The following is a 17,763-nucleotide window of genomic DNA, read 5'->3' as shown; positions in this document are numbered from 1 at the left end:
TAATTTCGTGGGAAGAAGACAGAGGATAGAATATTATGGTGCTATATATCATATTATTCACAGGGGAAATAATAAATCTTTTATCTTTGAAGAAGCTGAAGAAAAGATGAAACTCTTAGAGATTATAGGAAATGTAAAGGAATTGTTTGACTTTCATCTGTTAGCTTATGTAATAATGGACAACCACTATCATTTCGTCATTAAAACTCACAATATTCCAATTAGTCAGATAATGCATAGGATAAATACTAGATATGCTAAATATTATAATTGGAAGAAATCTAGAACTGGTTCTCCATTTGAAAATAGATATAGAAGTATTTTAGTTCAAAATGAATTATATTTTATTAGACTTATAAGATATATACACAACAACCCAGTATATGCTAATATTTGTGATTCTATGGTTAAATATAAATGGAGCTCCGATGTTTTTTATAGGATGAATGTAGATAATCTAGTAAATATTGAAGAATTTTTAGATATGCTTTCATTAGATAGGCTGCAAGCCATAAAAAAATACGAGGATTTAATGAATGAACCTCTAGAGGATTATATAAAATTGAGGGAAGAGTTTGAAGAAGATGAAGTAATAGGCTCAGATGAATTTAAAGAATCCTTAAATAAGGACAATGGGTTTAAAAATACAGCTCTACTTGATGATATATTAAAATCTGTATGTCCAAGGACTTTAGATTATGAGTTAATTAAAGAAGGTTCAAGAAAAAGATATTTAACAAAATATAAATATGATTACATAATTAAAGCTATTAATCAAGGATATACGAAGGAAGAAATAAGTGATAATATAAATGTAACAATAAATGCCATAAGAAATATTCTACAAAAATAAGCAGTTTTAAGTGACGTTATTTATCAGCTGAGGAGGAGTAAGATGGGTATATTACTTAGTGAATTAATCAAGATGCCTTGTTTAAAGAATGCAAAGTTAGTAGCCGGGACAGTTAAAGATAAAAATGTTTATGTAGAAGGTATTACAATAATTGAAGTACCAGATATAGCCAATTGGATTAAAGGAGGAGAGCTTCTATTAACGAGTTTTTATTCAATTGATAAGGATATAGAAGCACAAAAAACCTTAGTAAAAGAGTTAGCAGAAAAAGGGGCAGCTGCTTTAATAGTAAAGATTTCTAGGTTTTTAACCTCTATACCTGAAGATGTAATAGATTTAGGAAATCAATTAGGATTTCCTATTATTGAAATATCAGGTGATACAAAATATATAGATATAATGTATCCAGTAATGGGGGAAATATTTAATGATCAAGTAAATAGACTAAACTACTATAAGGATTGCCATAAGCGATTTACCAAGTTATCTCTTAAAATGAAAGGTATAGATGCTGTTGCAAAAACCCTTGGAGATTTAGTTGAAAATCCAGTTCTAATATTAAATAATGAGTTAAATCCAATTGCTTGGAATGATGAAAAATATAGTTGTATAGAAATAATTGATGATGAAGTTAAGAGTTTAGTAGAAAAAGATTTTCCCATTTATGGATTAAAGATTAAGATATCTAATATAGATGATATAATATATACAGCTATAATGGAGCCTATTCAAGTTTTAAATGAAATAAAAGGCTATTTGGCAATTATTGAAAGAAATAGAATAATGGAAGATTTGGATTTTATTGCTTTAGAAAGTGCGGCAACTACATTGAGATTAGAGATGTTAAAAGATGTGGCAGTTAAGGAAGTTGAGCTGAAGTATAAAGGTGACTTAATGGATGATTTAATAAATGGCAGATTTGATTCTGAAGAAAGTATTTTTGATAGAGGTACTTTATTTGGTTGGAATCTAAAAAGAAAGTTTATAGTTATTCTTTTAAATATAAGTGAATATGGAGATTATATTCTTACTAATAAAAACTTATCAGAGGGAATTCATTTATTGATGGAAAAAATAAAGAAAAGGATAGACAGGGTATCATATTATTATACTACAGACTATATATCTATTAATAAAGGGGATAATATAATAGTGTTATGGCCTGTAGAAAAAAAATATAATATAAAGGATGTATATTCCACAATAAAAGAATTTGGTAAGGAACTTAAAAAAGTTATTTCTAATGAAATAGGAAATATTTCTGTATCAATAGGTATAGGCGGCTTGGCAGAAAACCCTATGGAAATATGTAAATCTTACTCCGAAGCCATGGATGCAGTAAATTTTGGTTATAGAATATTTGGAAAGGATTCCATAGTTACCTTTGAAGAATTAGGCATATACAAGCTTTTGTGCAGATATCAAGATAGAGAAGAATTAAATAAGTTTGTTCATCCAGCATTATGGATACTTAAGGAATATGATAAAGATAAGAATAACGAGCTTATAGATACTTTAGAGAAATATTTATCTTGTAATTTGAATGCAGTAAAAACTGCGGAGGAACTATATGTCCATTATAAAACTGTATTATATAGGTTAAATAGAATAAGGGAATTAACAAATTTAGATATAGAAGATAGAGGAAAGATGCTTGAGATTGAAGTTGGACTCAAAATTCTTCGTATAATAAATTAAGGTAAGGATTTATCCTTACCTTAATTTATTATATTTCGGGATCCCTATTGCAATCTTTTGAATAAACATATGAGAAAGGTTCATATCCTATGGCATAGGTTGCCTGTTGTACAAAAGGTCCCATCCATATGAAATCACCTTTTTTAACGGATACCCAGTTATTATCTAAGTTATACATACCTTCTCCAGTTAATAAATATGCTCCATGCTCTTGTACATGGGTTTCAATAAATGGATGTGAGCCACCTGGCTGGAATGTTAATATATGGAAATTCATATCAAAGGACATATCCTTTGGAAGGAAGTCTACTATAGTAACATCTTCCATATCATCATAGTTAACAACTTCTAAATTTTTAACATTATTACATACTACCCAAGGTTCTTTTATTCCTTCAACAGGAACATATCTTTGTTTATAAAGAACAAACTTAGCACTTTCATTTGAATTGTTTTCAATAATCATACTTAAACTAGGAGGGCAGAATATATATCCTTCTTCAGTTAGTTCATATTTTGTTCCATCAATTAAAACATCTAATGAGCCTTTAACTACATATAAAAAAGTTTCAATTCCATTTCCGCCAAATCCCTTAGTATTTCTTCCTCCAGCTTCCATTTCTACAAGATATTGAACAAAACTAGCGCCTAGTTTTGGAGAAGCAACCACACTAATTGTACATTTTTCAAAGTGAGGAATAATATTATTAACAAGTCCTTCTGGTGTAATAAGGGCATAGCTACCATGTCTTATAATGGATCTGCTACTTAATAAATCATTGCGATAACCCATAAATTAATTCTCCTTTCTATATTTTAAATTAATTATACTATATATATTATTAAATTAATTTCACAAAAAACCTTTATCCAAAACTGATAAAAATAAAACAACTTTTTATCCTTAATTCAATCTAATTAAGATATAAAATATAAACATAGCATAAAGTTAGATAAATAACAAACTGTAGGAGGGAGTCTCAAATGAAAAGGCTGAACATGACAAACAAGATTATGATCTCAATGGTTCTTGGTATGGTAGTAGGACTAATTGTAGGTCCAGCAATTGCTCCAGTAAAAGTAGTTGGTGATATTTTTCTTCGCTTAATTCAGATGTCAGTAGTTGTTTTAATTATGGGTGCTGTTATTGAAGCTGTAGGAAGTTTAGATCCTAAAGAATTAGGTAAATTGGGAGGAAAGATATTTGCTTGGTTTATGGGTTTAACTGCATTGGCAGCGGCTCTTGGAATAGGTCTTGGCTATATAGTTAAACCAGGAGCGGGGTTAAATATGGATATGGGTGCTACAGCTATAGCTGCTTCAGAACAAACATTATCTGAAATGATAGTAGGTTTCTTTCCTACAAACATTATAGATGCTATGGCAAAAGCAAATATGATACAAGTAATTATATTTTCAATTTTATTTGGACTATCATTGAGCGTAATTGGTAAACAAGATAAGGATAATGTAGTTCTTAACTTTATTAGACATTTTAATGTAGCAATTTTAAATGTTGTTAAAATGGTAATGAATCTTGCACCAATTGGTATTTTTTCATTGTTAGCATGGGTTACTGGAACTATTGGGGTAAAAGTAATTATTCCATTAGCTAAATTCTTAGGTAGTATGGCTATAGGGACAGTAATTTATATGATATTTCTAATTTTTATTTCTGCTGCATATGCTAAAGTTAGTCCTGTAAGATTAGCTAAACATCTTTGGAAGATGACAGTTGTTGCTTTCACAACTACATCATCTGCCATTACACTTCCAACTAAAATGGAAGATAGTGAGATTAAACTTGGAGTAAGTAAGAGAATTTCTAGATTAGTTAATCCCCTTGGGATGGCTCTTAATAGTAATGGTTTGTCACTTTATCTATCATTAGCTTGTATAACATTGGCACAATTCTTTGGCATGGAGATGTCAATTATTGAATTAGTTAGAATAGTAGTATTATCGACTTTAGCTTGTTTAGGTACAGTTGTAGTGCCTGGAGGTGGCTTAGTTGCACTTGCAACAGTTCTTCCAGCAATGGGATTACCACCGGAAAGTATTGCATTATTGGCTGGAATAGATTGGTTCTCAGGAATGTTTAGAACTGTATTAAATGTAGACAGTGATGCTTTAGTTGCTATGATGATAGCAGTTGATGAAAAAGAACTTGATTATGATATATTCAATGGTAAAAAGGTAATATCTAGCTCTAACTCATAGAGTGGACATAAATTTTGAAGAATCTTAACAAAACAGTTCCATAGGGTTACAATGATGGGAGTTTTATCCTCAATGGATAATTACATTAAAGAAAATAAATAATGAAGAGGTGATAGAATGATAAGGAGATCTAATGAATATACTACAGAAGTAACTGAAGGTCTTAAAGGCGGAAAGGGATATGTCACTGTAATAAATTTCTTTGAGAAGGAAGATTTTTTAGGCAAGGGAAGATTATATGGAAAATCCATTATAAAGCCAGGTAATTCCATTGGTTATCATACCCATCAAGGAGATCAAGAGGCATATTTTATATTAAAGGGAAAAGCATTATATAATGATAATGGTGTAGAAACAATTCTTGAGCCAGGAGATTTGGCTATTTGTCGTGATGGAGATTCTCACTCAATAGAGTCTGTAGGAGAAGAAGATTTAGAATATGTTATGTTAATATTATATAATTAATTTATAGAATTTAGGAGGAATGAAAAATGGTACAAAAATTAGTAGCAATACCAGGACCAACACCTGTAGTTAGAAGTATTCAAAATGAAATGGGCAGAGAAATTGTTGCATTTGGTGATCCAAGTTTTGTAAAAGATTATAAGGAATTATTAAATGATATGATGGAATTATGGGATGCAACAGGTCAAGTATTTGTAATAGCTGGAACAGGAACTATGGCAATGGAAATGGCAATTGCAAATACTATGAAATCAGGAGATAATATTCTTATTGTATCTCATGGATTTTTTGGAAACAGATTTATTGAAATCTGTGAAAGAAGAGGTATCAATGTAGATTTAATTCAATCTGAGTGGGGACAAATAGTTCCAGTTGCAGATATTGAAAAGAAATTATCAGAAAAACATTATCATGCTATGACTGTTACTCATGTAGACACTTCAACAGGAGTAGCTGCACCAGTTGCTGAAATTGGAGAAATGATGAAGAAATTCCCAGAAACTTTATATATTGTTGATGGAGTTTGTGCTACAGCTGCAGAACCAGAGAAGTTAAATTCTATGAATATAGATATTCTTTTAACTGGTTCACAAAAAGCTTTTGGAGTGTGTCCAGGACTTGCAATTCTTTGGGCAAGTGAAAAGGCTTTAGCAAGAAGAAAATCCTTTGGCATGATTCCAGATTATTATGTTGATTTTGAGAAATGGATTCCAATAATGGAAGATCCATCTAAATATTTTGCAACACCAGCTGTAAACCTTATTTGGGCACTTAAAGAATCAGTGAATATAATTAAAAAAGAAGGTATTGAAAATAGATATCAAAGACATATTAAGTATGCAAAGGCAACCCAGGCTGCCCTTGAAGCATTAGGATTTACTATTCTTGCAGAAAAGGATCATAGGGCAGTTACTTTATCTAATGTGTTATATATGGATGGAGTTAATGATGCAGAATTTAGAAAGATATTGGCAGAAGAAGGTGCTGTAGTGGCAGGAGGACTTGCAGCTTATGCAGGTAAGATGTTTAGATTTGGACACATGGGTAATATAGATGAGCATTATCTAGTATCTGTTCTTGGAGCTATTGAAAGAACCCTAGTGAGATGCGGAATTGAAATTGAAATGGGTAAAGGTGTAGGTACTCTATTAGCAAATTTAAGGTAGAGAATAGAATCTGAGATATCGTCTTATGGTGATAAGCCGTAAGACGATATTATTTTAATCAATTTTACAATGAGTTGATAAATCATTGTAATTCTTTTATCCATAATAGATAATGAATTAAGATATTAAAAATAATATATTAATAGTGAAGCATTTATATAAATTTTACTGAAATTTTCATGAGGGGAAGTGTCGAAATGAATGCTCATAAGGAATTAAGTTTAGAAAAACAGACTGCTGATTTTATAGAATGGCTAAGTAAATTTGGGGAAAATTCAGATGGCGGTGTTACCAGATTATTATATACAGATTGTTGGATAGAAACTCAAGAAGCGTTAAAAAATCTAATTAAGGAAAAAGGTTTTGAAGCATATTATGATGAAGTTGGAAATCTTTTTGCTAGATTAGAAGGAAGTGATTTTAAAAAGGAAACAATATTAACAGGCTCTCATATAGATACAGTAGTAAATGGAGGAAAATTAGATGGTCAGTTAGGTATAATAGGTGGGATTATTGCTATGGAATACCTAAGAAATACTTATGGACAGCCTCTTAGAAATATAGAAGTAGTAGCTATGGCTGAAGAGGAAGGTAGCCGATTTCCATTTACATTTTGGGGTTCAAAAAATATAGTTGGGTCAGTTGATAGAGAAACAATGGAGGAGTTAAAAGATGAAGATGGCATAGGTTTCATTGAAGCCATGCATAAGGCAGGATTTGATTTTAAAAATAGTAAGGTTAGAGATGATTTAAAGGCATTTATTGAACTTCATATAGAGCAAGGTGGAGTACTTGAAATAGAGCAAAAATCCATAGGAATAGTAGAACATATAGTAGGGCAAAAAAGATATATGATAGAAGTTGAAGGTGAGGCTAATCATGCTGGTACGACTCCTATGGGTTATAGAAAAGATGCATTACATGGAACAAGTAAAATGATTTCAGAAATAATGGATCTTGCCATAAGCTATGGAGATCCCTTAGTGGCTACTGTAGGTAAAGTAGAAGTAGTACCAAATACTACAAATGTTGTTCCGGGAAAAGTAATATTTTCCCTAGATGTAAGACATACTCAAAAAGATGCAATAATTAAATTTACAAATGAAGTAACAGAAAAGATTGAAGAAATATCTAAAAAGATGAATTTGAAAACTACTATAAACAACTATATGGATGGAGAACCAGTACCTATGGATTCTAATTTAGTTAATATCATTAAAGGAGAATGTGAAACAAAGGGTTTAAACTATAAATTAATGCATAGTGGTGCAGGACATGATTCTCAAATATTTGCGGAACATATACCAACGGCATTAATATTTGTACCAAGTCATAAAGGTATTAGTCATAATCCAGCTGAATTTACAAAAATAGAAGATTTAACTGAAGGAATTAAGGTATTAATAGATACATTATATAATTTAGCCTATAAATAATTTTATAATTGACATTGAACCAACCTAAATAAAATAACTTTCTTTTAATTTTAAGATTAAAAGGAAGTTATTTTATTGTTTAATGGTGGTTTTATTCTATATAAGTATATGCTTTGTATTAATAAGATAAATCAATAATGAAAATTTATCCATATAGGACAAACCATAAGATTGTTAAAAATATTATAATCTTAGTAAGTCATAAAATATATACTTAAAAACTAACATTATTCAAGAAAGAGGGGGAAGATATGTTCGATTTAATCGTAAAAAATGGTCAAGTAGTTACATCCCAAAGAATTTATAAGGCTGATATCTGCATAAAAGATGGTAAAATATCAGCAATAGTAGCACCTGAATCTGATTTAGAAGCTAACAAGGTTATAGATGCAGGTGGTAAATATATATTCCCAGGGGCTATAGACACTCATGCTCATCTTAATGATCCAGGATATACATGGAGAGAAGATTATGAGCATGGAACAGCAGCAGCTGCTGTTGGAGGTATTACTACTATTATAGATATGCCTTTACAGAATGAACCAGCATTAACAGATGGAAAGATTTTTGATGATAAATATAAAGCTGTATCACCAAATGCATATGTAGATTATTGTTTTTGGGGCGGTTTAGTAGATTATAATTTAAATTCATTAGTAGAATTAGATGGAAAAGGATGTGTTGCTTTTAAATCTTTTATTGGACCAGTATCTCCTGATTATGTTTCCTTAACTATGGGGCAGGTAAGAGAAGCTCTTGAAATATTAAAAACAGTTGATGCAAGAGCTGGATTCCATTGTGAAGATTTTTCCATTATTAAATGGGAAGAAGGAAGAGCAATGAGAAAAGAAAACCAAACATGGGAGGACTTTCTAAACTCTCGTCCTTTAATGGCAGAAATAATGGCTACAAAAAATGTTATTGATTTGGCAAAGGAAATAGGAACAAAAATTCATATATGCCATGTAAGCCATCCTGAGGTTGCAAAAATTATTCAGAAAGCACAACAAGAAGGTGTAGATGTTACTGGAGAAACTTGCAGTCATTATTTAACTTTTAATAGAGATGATGTTATAAAAAATGGTAGTTTGTTTAAATGTGCACCTCCTTTAAGAGAAAAGGATGCCGTTGAAGAAATGTGGAAATATGTAGATAATGGCACTTTAAGCTGTGTTAGTTCAGACCATTCTCCTTGTGCCCTTGAAGAAAAAGATGAAAAAGCTCATGGAATCTTTGGTGCATGGGGTGGAATCAGTGGTATTCAAAATGTAATGCAAGTTACATTTAGCGAAGGAGTTGTAAAGAGAGGATATTCTCCAACTATATTAGCACGTACATTAAGTGAAGGACCTGCTAAGGCCTTTAGATTATATGGAAGAAAAGGGGCTATTGAGGTAGGATTTGATGCAGATATTGTAATCTTAGATCCAGAAAAGGAATGGGAAATCACCCCAGAATCCTTAAAATACGTTAATAAAATTTCAGCATTTGTAGGTCTAAAAGGAAAAGGATTACCAGTTTGCACTATTTTAAGAGGAGAGGTTGTTGCTGAAGAAAATAATGTAATTGGTAAGAAAGGTTATGGACAACTAATAAGGAAATAAAAACTAGGATGGAGGAGAAACAATGACTACTATTGAGCATGAAGTGACTAAATTAAATCAAGAATTTGTTGAGAAGACAAAGCCGGAGTTATTGCCTACTAAGGAAAGGATAATGGACAATTTATCATATTTGGCAGCTTTCCTAGGGGGATGTGTTTCAATTGGAACATTTTCAATGGGTGCTAGTTTAATTGGCGTTTTAAACTTAACTCAAGCAATTGTTGCTATGGCAATAGGATGTTCTGTTATAGCTATAGCTCTTGTTCTATCAGGTTCTGCTGGACATAAATATGGTATTCCTTTTACTGTTCAAGCTAGAAGTTCCTTTGGAGTTGATGGTGTAAAGATTCCAGGTTTTCTTAGAGGAATACCTGCTATTGTGTGGTTTGGTTTTCAATCTTGGGTAGGTGCTGGTGCTATAAATGTCAGCTTAAAAACTATAACTGGTTTTGATAATATGCCCGTAGTATTTGTTCTTTTTACTGTATTACAAGTTGTTTTAGCTATTAACGGTTTTCATGGAATTAAGTGGTTGGAAAATATAGCTGTGTTCTTTATATTAGGAACTCTTGGTTATATGTTTTATACTGTATATACAAAATTTGGAGTAGAAGTTGCTGCTACCATAACTAATATCAAAGGAACATGGGGATTACCATTTTGGGGAGGAACCACAGCATTTTTGGGAATATATTCTACTATGATTTTAAATGGTTCTGACTATTCAAGAGAATTAAAAAGAGAAACGAAGTCACTTATGACAGGATCTCTTTATTGGTTATCTATTCTTCCTGCAACATTATTTATGGGGTTAATTGGACTTATGGTTTCAGGAGCAACAGGAAATAATGATCCAGTAGCTGTGTTTTCAACTGCTATGGACAACCAGTTTTTAACTATTATGACATTAGTATTTGTTGCTTTTGCACAAGTTACTACAAATGTATTAAATAATATAGTTCCTCCTGTTTATGTACTTATGGATACCTTCCATATATCTTATAAGAAATCTGCAGTTTTAGTTGGAATCTTATCTATTTGTACATTCCCATGGTTGTTAGTAAGACCAGAATCTGCAGCAGGATTATCATTGTTTGTTCAAATATATTCAGCGTTTTTAGGACCTATATTTGCAGTTCTTGTAGTAGATTATTTTATTCTTAGAAAGAGAAAATTAAATTTAAATGAATATTATAATACTGAAGGAATTTTTAAAGGAATAAATTGGGCGGGAGTTATAGCTATATTTGGTGGCTCAGTAGTATCTTTATTCTTTGTTCAAATATCTTGGTACGCAAGTTTATTACCAACAGGATTATTATATTATATTTTAATGAAAAATATGAAGAAAGCTGCTCCTTTTAGAAAGGGAACAATATTTGAATAATATTAATATTTATAAATAGATTTACGTTAAAACTTCGTCTTAGTTATATAATTAAGACGAAGTTTTATTTTATTATCAATTATTGATATGAAAAACCTATTTTCTTTAGCAAAATTTGATAATTAATTTATTTTAAATTTGTATGATAATATAAATAAGGAAAAGATATAACTTCTTAAAATACTTTAAAGAATGGTGGTTATATATGAGTTTACCAGTTAGTTTAGGTTTTTGGATTATGGCTTTTATTCCTATAGGTATGCTTCTGTTTCTTATGATAAAAGTACAATTGCCAGCCTTTAGGGCTGCACCTATTTCATTAGCCATAGCAATATTTGTAGGAGTATTCTTTTATAAAAGCGGAGCAAATTTAATTATAAATGAGCTTTTAAAAGCTTTATGGAATTCCTTATCTATTATTTTGGTAATAATAACAGCTCTACTAATCTATGAAGTAACTAACGAAGCCAAGGCATTTAGCTCCATAAAGAAAAATTTGGAAGAAATAGCACCAAATGAGTTAGTTAGAATATTAGGACTTGGAATGGTTTTTGTAAGTTTTCTTCAAGGAGTAACTGGGTTTGGTGTACCAGTGGCAGTTACTGCTCCACTACTTATTGAAATGGGTGTTTTACCTCTTTGGGCTGTAGTCATACCTCTTATAGGACATTCATGGGCAGGTACCTATGGAACTCTTGCTGTTGCTTGGTCTTCCTTAGTTACACAAACAGGCATAGAGGGAAATATTTTAAATCAGTCAGGATTTTATGCAGGAATGTTCTTATGGATAATAAATATCTTATCAGGACTTAGTATTTGCTGGTTTTATGGAAAAGATAAAGGCGTTAAAAAAGGTTTATTTGCAGTTTTAATATTTTCTTTTATACAAGGTGGAGGACAACTGCTTCTTACTCAAGTTAATGGTATTATAGCTAATTTTCTTCCAGGATGTATTGCCTTATTAGGATTTATAGTTGTTAATAAGATTCCTATGTATAAAGAGTCTTGGAACATAGATAAGAGTCAAATAATGAATAGGAATAAAAGCCAAGTTTTTTCAAAAGCATCCGTTGATATAAAGCTATATGAAAGTTTTTTTCCATATATAGTAATGACCATTCTTACATTGGTATTACTTATAAATCCGAAGATAAAAGGTGTACTAACAAATTTTAGTATAGGACCAAATTTTCCTAGAACCAGTACAGAATATGGTTTTGTAAACTCTCAGATAATAAAATATGCACCCTTTGCTCCCTTAGTACATCCTTCAACTTTCTTGTTAATATCTGCTTTAGCAGGTTATATATTTTATTTAAAAAAGGGCTATATAGAAATAGGGAAATTAAATAGTATATTCAAGGAAGTGGTGAAAAAGACTATTCCTTCAAGTATAGCCATAATCAGCCTTACTATGATGTCCAAGGTAATGAGTGGAACTGGACAAATAGATGTATTGGCAATTGGAGCTTCAAATATATTAGGAAAAAACTATGGATTTATAGCACCTTTTATAGGTTTAGTGGGTTCCTTTATTACAAGTAGTAATATGAGTTCAAATATATTATTTTCAAATTTTCAATTTACAACAGCTGAGTTATTATCCTTACATCAAGGGGTAATCCTTGGAGCACAAACAGGTGGGGCAGCAATAGGAACTGCAATTGCTCCGAACAATATTGTACTTGGTGCAACTACTTCTAATATTTTAGGAGAAGAAGGAAAAATTTTAAAAGCAATATTACCATTTGCACTAGGTATTATATTGTGTTTTGGAATAATAACATATTTTTTAGCTACTTATATCTCATTGTAGATAAGGAGGGATACAATGTTATTTACTGTAATTAAGAAAAATTCTTATCAAGATTCAATTAATCTAATGCTTTTAACTAAATTATTATCTTCAATGGATCATGTCAATCGAATATCTATAATGATGGGAACACCCGCTAATAAAGATATTTTTGCTAATTCTAATTTTTATACAGAAAAATTAGATGAGGCAGGACCAAATGATATTTGTATAGTAATTGATAGTGAAGAAGAAAGTATTGTTCCAAAGGTAGTAGAAGAAGTGGATAAATTTTTAAAGGATCAGTCAGTACAATCAAAAAGAGATAAAATTCCTGTATCAATGAGTTGGGATAGCAGTATGTCAAAACTTCCAGAGGCTAATTTAGCACTTATATCAATTTCAGGAGAATATGCTGCAGAAGAGGCAAATAAGGGATTAGATAGAGGATTAAATGTTTTTATATTTAGTGACAATGTATCTATAGAAGAGGAAAAGAAGTTAAAAGAAAAGGCAAGAGATAAAAACTTATTGGTAATGGGACCAGATTGTGGTACTGGAATTATTCAGGGAGTTCCCTTAGCCTTTGCAAATGTTATAGATAAGGGGAATATAGGTATAATAGGAGCTTCTGGTACGGGAATTCAAGAGGTAAGCAGTATAATTTCTAGAAAAGGAGCAGGTATATCTCATGCCATAGGCATAGGAGGTAGGGATTTATCTTCAGAAATTGGTGGTATTACAGCAATTAGTGCATTGGAACTACTGTCTAATGATATTGATACAGAAGTAATTGTATTTATATCAAAACCTCCAGCTGAAGAAGTAAGAGATAAGATAATAGATATATTTAAAACTATAGATAAGCCAATAGTAGCTATTTTTATAGGGGAGAAGCCTCTGAAAAGCGAAGAGAATATTTATTATGTATGGACTTTAGAGGAAGCAGCCATAAAGGCAATAGAGTTATCCAAAAGGTTAGTTCAAAGATTAGTACCAAATATAGACATACTTGTAAAAAGTAATAAACAAAAAGGAATAAAAGGTTTATATAGTGGAGGTACATTGGCTGCAGAAGCTGCAATGATAATAGAGGATAGATTAAATATTCAACATCAAAAAAATCATGATAAAGGTATTATGCTAAAGTATAATGAACATTTAATTGTTGATTTAGGAGATGATGAATATACAAAGGGTAAGCCACATCCTATGATGGATCCAACTATTAGATTAGAAATGATGAAGAATATTTGCAAGGAAGAGGATACAGCTGTTGTTCTTCTAGACTTTGTAATAGGATATGGAGGACATGAAGATATTGTAGGAGAATTTATTCCAGTTATTAAAGAAATTAAAAAAGGACTGGAAGAAAAGCAAGGAGAAATTGTTTTCATAGCTTCAGTAACAGGTACTATGGGTGATCCACAAATATATCATGATCAAGTAAGTAAACTTGAAAGTTCAGGAGTTATCGTAATGGAAAGTAATGCTCAAGGAGCAATTCTGGTTACTGAAATAATTAAATATATAAATGGAAATGACAAAACAACAATGTCTACAAAACAAAATACTTCATTGCTTACAGAAGAACTAAAAGTAATTAATATAGGATTAAAACATTTTGCTGAGCCTATGGTAAAGTATGGAGCAGAAGTAGTTCATTATAAGTGGAAGCCCATAGCAGGGGGAAACAAATATTTAGCATCTATACTTTCTAAGTTGAAATAATAAGGAGGTAATCATATGAGGTCAATTGAAGAAGCAAATAAATTAGTTATACAGAAAATGACAGAAGCTCAACCTTTCCTAGTAGATGTAGTACCAGCAAAATCAGTGATAAAAGAATTAAATAGTAAGACCTTATTACATTCTGGGCCGCCAAATACATGGGAAAATATGGTTGCACCTATTCAAGGCTCTTGTATAGGAGCAGTATTATTTGAAGGCTGGGCTAAAAACGAAAAAGAAGCTAGGAAAATGTTAGAATCTGGTGAAATAAAATTTATACCTTGCCATCATGTTAATGCAGTAGGACCAATGGGTGGTATAACTTCTGGCAATATGCCTGTTTTAGTAGTGGTAAATAAGACAGGAGGAAATGTAGCATATTGTACAATGAATGAAGGTATAGGAAAGGTTCTAAGATTTGGAGCTTATAGTCAAGAGGTAATAGATAGATTGCATTGGATGAAGGATGTATTAGGACCAAGCATTTCCAAAGCCTTGAAGAAAATTGATGGTGGAATGAATTTAAATGTTATTATTGCAAAGGCAATTACTATGGGTGATGAGTTTCATCAAAGAAATATTGCTGCATCTACATTGTTTTTTAAGGATATAGCTTCTTATTTAATTCAATCAGATATAAACCATGGTGATTTAGAAGATGTAATGAAATTTTTAGCAGATACAGACCAATTCTTCTTAAATATTGCAATGGCAACTTGTAAAGTTGTTATGGACTATGCTAGAACCATAGAAGAGGGGAGTATAGTTACGGCTTTGACTAGAAATGGATATGAATTTGGTATTAGAGTAAGCGGACTTGGAGATCAGTGGTTTACGGCTCCAGTAAATACTCCTCAGGGTCTATTGTTTAGTGGATATAGTGAAGAGGAAATAAGTCCTGATATGGGTGATAGTGCTATTACTGAATCCTTTGGACTTGGTGCTATGGCAATGATAGCAGCACCAGGAGTTACAAGATTTGTGGGTGCAGGTGGATTTGATGATGCATTGGCTATAAGTGAAGAAATGGAAGAAATTTGTATAAGTTCAAATCCTAATTATTCCATACCTACTTGGAATTTTAAGGGTACTTGTTTGGGAATTGATATTAGAAAGGTAGTAGAAACTGGAATTACTCCTATAATCAATACAGGTATGGCTCATAAGGAAGCAGGAATTGGACAAATTGGAGCAGGAACAGTTAGAGCACCTTTAGCTTGTTTTGAAAAAGCACTTGTTGCATTGGCTGAAAGATACGGTGTTTTAGGAGATGAAGAATAAGATTAAGGTAATTATTTATAGTAAAGAAGTTATTCCAATTTTAAAGGAAAAATCTCTAGCATACGTACATTCTATATTTAAGAAAAGCATGAATATTAAAATTAAAGATAGATTAATTCATTTAGGAAGAGAAGAAGAGGGTGTTTCCCCATTTAGTATTTGTATATCTAGGGATAATGTAGATAAATTAGTGGATAAGTTTAAAGTAGGAGATGAATTATACACAGAAATTTTTGATTTTGAAGATGCTAATATTTTTGATCCAAGTCTTTCAGTTTATGGATGGGAAGAAAATTTAGTTAGCAATATGGAGTTGTTAAATTCAATAGTTGCAATTAATCCAAATTGGAAATTTGGTATAGAAGTGGATATTAGTAAGGAAAATTTTCCTGATAAAATAATTGGCAGGGGGCTAGGTCTTACTCCTAGTGGTGATGATGTTTTAGTAGGACTATTGGCCATATTAAAAGCTACTGGAAAAAATAAAGGATTAGTAGAAAAGATTAAAAATTCCATAGAAAATAATGGGAGAACTAAAACTACAGATATATCCTATGAATATTTAGATTATGCAGTGCAAGGTAAATTTAGCAATGTAGTTAAAGAAACTTGTATAGATTTAATTATGGGAGATAAATATAAGGTATTAAATTCAGCAATGAACTTAATTCATATGGGACATACATCTGGAATGGATACGTTAAAAGGAATATTATTAGGAGCTGTTTTTAGAAATTAAAAGGAGGAAATTATATGTATAGAGAATTAGTAATACCACAAAGAACAATAATGACACCAGGGCCTGTAGAAGCAGAGCCAAGGGTTCTTAGAATTATGAGTGCACCAATATTAGGTCAATATGATCCTAACTTTTTACAGATAATGGATGAAACAATGGAGTTAATAAGGTATATATTTCAAACTAAAAATCATCAAGCTTTTACTGTAGATGGAACTGCTAGAGCAGGAATAGAAGCCGTACTTTCAGGTATAATAGAGCCAGGTGATAAAGTTTATGTTCCTATATTTGGTAGATTTGGACATCTTCTAACAGAGATAGCTAAAAGAGCTGGCGGAGATGTGCATACTACTGAAATTGAATGGGGTAAGACTTATGAATTTGAGGATTTGAAAAAAGAAATCATTAAGATTAATCCTAAGGTAGTAGCTATGGTTCATGGAGAAACTTCAACAGGACGTATGCAACCTTTAGAAGAACTAGGAAAATTCTGTCGTGAAAATAATATATTATTAGTAGTAGACGCAGTTGCCACATTAACAGGTGCAGAGTTTAAGACTGATGATTGGAATATAGATGCTGTAATTACTGGGACACAAAAATGCTTATCAGTGCCTACTGGTATGGCACCATTAACATATAATGACAGAGTTGAAAAAATATTAAAAGAAAGAAGAAAGGTAGAGCAAGGTCTACAAATTGATTCACATAATGATAGAATGATAAGTACAAATTATCTTGATTTAAGTCAAATTCAAGAGTACTGGAGTCCATCTAGATTAAATCATCATACAGAAGCTACTACAATGTTATATGCATTGAGAGAAGGGCTTAGAATAATTAAAGAGGAAGGACTTGAAGCTAGAATTATTCGCCATGCATTAAATGAAAAGGCTCTAGTAGCAGGTATAGAGGCAATGGGATTAGAAGTATTTGGAGATAAAGTAAATAAAATGCCAACAGTAACATGTGTATCTGTACCTGAAGGAGTCAAAGAATCTGAAATACGTATGGGAATGATAGAAGACTTTGGAGTAGAAATAGCAGCAGCCTTTGGTTCCTTATCAGGCAAGATTTGGAGAATCGGTTCCATGGGATACAGTAGCCGTAAAGAAAATGTCCTAAGAGTGCTTTCTGCTTTGGAAGCTACATTAATTAGAAAAGGTGTTAAGGTAAATAAAGGAGATGCATTACAAGCAGCTTTAGACATATATGATGAGCAAAAATAATAACTTTAATAACTTCAGTTTTTGGTGCCAGGCACCAAAAACTGAAGTTATTTTATTTTTTGCAGTAATAAGATAAATTTAAAAAGTTCTTTTATCTATAAGGGATAAACAAAACATTGTTAAAAATAATATAATATTGGTAAATAAAGTGAAAAAGGA

14 protein-coding genes are annotated in these 17,763 nt (G+C 31.4%); 13 read left to right on the top strand and 1 reads right to left on the bottom strand.

Annotation, left to right across the window (positions count from 1 at the left end):
- Window positions 1-7: 7 nt before the first annotated feature.
- Both BUB33_RS09430 and BUB33_RS09425 read left to right on the top strand, forming a co-directional pair.
- Window positions 8-853, top strand: a complete 846-nt coding sequence (locus tag BUB33_RS09430; protein ID WP_072975856.1) for a transposase — start codon at window positions 8-10, stop codon at window positions 851-853.
- 42 nt (window positions 854-895) lie between these two features.
- On the top strand, window positions 896-2,551 hold the full coding sequence (locus BUB33_RS09425) for a PucR family transcriptional regulator (protein ID WP_084725328.1): 1,656 nt from the start codon (window positions 896-898) through the stop codon (window positions 2,549-2,551).
- 28 nt (window positions 2,552-2,579) lie between these two features.
- On the opposite strand, the gene allE is transcribed toward BUB33_RS09425, so the two are convergent.
- Window positions 2,580-3,344, bottom strand: coding sequence for a (S)-ureidoglycine aminohydrolase (allE, locus tag BUB33_RS09420; protein ID WP_072975855.1), 765 nt, complete (start codon window positions 3,342-3,344; stop codon window positions 2,580-2,582).
- Between the two features lie 191 nt (window positions 3,345-3,535).
- On the opposite strand from allE, the gene BUB33_RS09415 reads away from it, so the two are divergent.
- The 11 genes from BUB33_RS09415 (at window position 3,536) to BUB33_RS09365 (ending at window position 17,604) form a co-directional block, all read left to right on the top strand.
- Window positions 3,536-4,771: a dicarboxylate/amino acid:cation symporter gene (locus tag BUB33_RS09415; protein ID WP_072975853.1), complete on the top strand. Its 1,236-nt coding sequence runs from the start codon at window positions 3,536-3,538 to the stop codon at window positions 4,769-4,771.
- Between the two features lie 117 nt (window positions 4,772-4,888).
- Entirely contained in the window at window positions 4,889-5,236 is a 348-nt protein-coding gene (locus BUB33_RS09410) for a cupin domain-containing protein (RefSeq protein WP_072975851.1), read from the top strand.
- Between the two features lie 26 nt (window positions 5,237-5,262).
- Entirely contained in the window at window positions 5,263-6,402 is a 1,140-nt protein-coding gene (locus tag BUB33_RS09405) for a pyridoxal-phosphate-dependent aminotransferase family protein (RefSeq protein WP_072975849.1), read from the top strand.
- Between the two features lie 197 nt (window positions 6,403-6,599).
- Window positions 6,600-7,838, top strand: coding sequence for an allantoate deiminase (allC, locus tag BUB33_RS09400; protein ID WP_072975847.1), 1,239 nt, complete (start codon window positions 6,600-6,602; stop codon window positions 7,836-7,838).
- Between the two features lie 251 nt (window positions 7,839-8,089).
- Window positions 8,090-9,442, top strand: a complete 1,353-nt coding sequence (gene allB / locus BUB33_RS09395) for an allantoinase AllB (protein ID WP_072975845.1) — start codon at window positions 8,090-8,092, stop codon at window positions 9,440-9,442.
- Window positions 9,443-9,464: 22 nt separating this feature from the next.
- Entirely contained in the window at window positions 9,465-10,829 is a 1,365-nt protein-coding gene (locus tag BUB33_RS09390; protein ID WP_072975843.1) for an NCS1 family transporter, read from the top strand.
- A 205-nt stretch (window positions 10,830-11,034) separates the two neighbouring features.
- On the top strand, window positions 11,035-12,645 hold the full coding sequence (locus tag BUB33_RS09385; RefSeq protein ID WP_072975832.1) for an L-lactate permease: 1,611 nt from the start codon (window positions 11,035-11,037) through the stop codon (window positions 12,643-12,645).
- Window positions 12,646-12,660: 15 nt separating this feature from the next.
- Window positions 12,661-14,355: an acyl-CoA synthetase FdrA gene (gene fdrA, locus BUB33_RS09380; protein WP_072975830.1), complete on the top strand. Its 1,695-nt coding sequence runs from the start codon at window positions 12,661-12,663 to the stop codon at window positions 14,353-14,355.
- 15 nt (window positions 14,356-14,370) lie between these two features.
- Entirely contained in the window at window positions 14,371-15,636 is a 1,266-nt protein-coding gene (locus BUB33_RS09375; RefSeq protein WP_072975828.1) for a YlbE family protein, read from the top strand.
- Window positions 15,626-16,375, top strand: coding sequence for an oxamate carbamoyltransferase subunit AllH family protein (locus tag BUB33_RS09370; protein ID WP_072975826.1), 750 nt, complete (start codon window positions 15,626-15,628; stop codon window positions 16,373-16,375). The genes BUB33_RS09375 and BUB33_RS09370 overlap by 11 nt, the downstream gene beginning before the upstream one ends.
- Window positions 16,376-16,389: 14 nt before the next feature.
- On the top strand, window positions 16,390-17,604 hold the full coding sequence (locus tag BUB33_RS09365) for a pyridoxal-phosphate-dependent aminotransferase family protein (RefSeq protein WP_072975823.1): 1,215 nt from the start codon (window positions 16,390-16,392) through the stop codon (window positions 17,602-17,604).
- Window positions 17,605-17,763: the final 159 nt, after the last annotated feature.

The sequence above is a fragment of the Tissierella praeacuta DSM 18095 genome (assembly GCF_900128955.1).
GTDB lineage: Bacteria > Bacillota > Clostridia > Tissierellales > Tissierellaceae > Tissierella > Tissierella praeacuta.
This window is presented reverse-complemented; position numbering and strand designations above follow the sequence as displayed.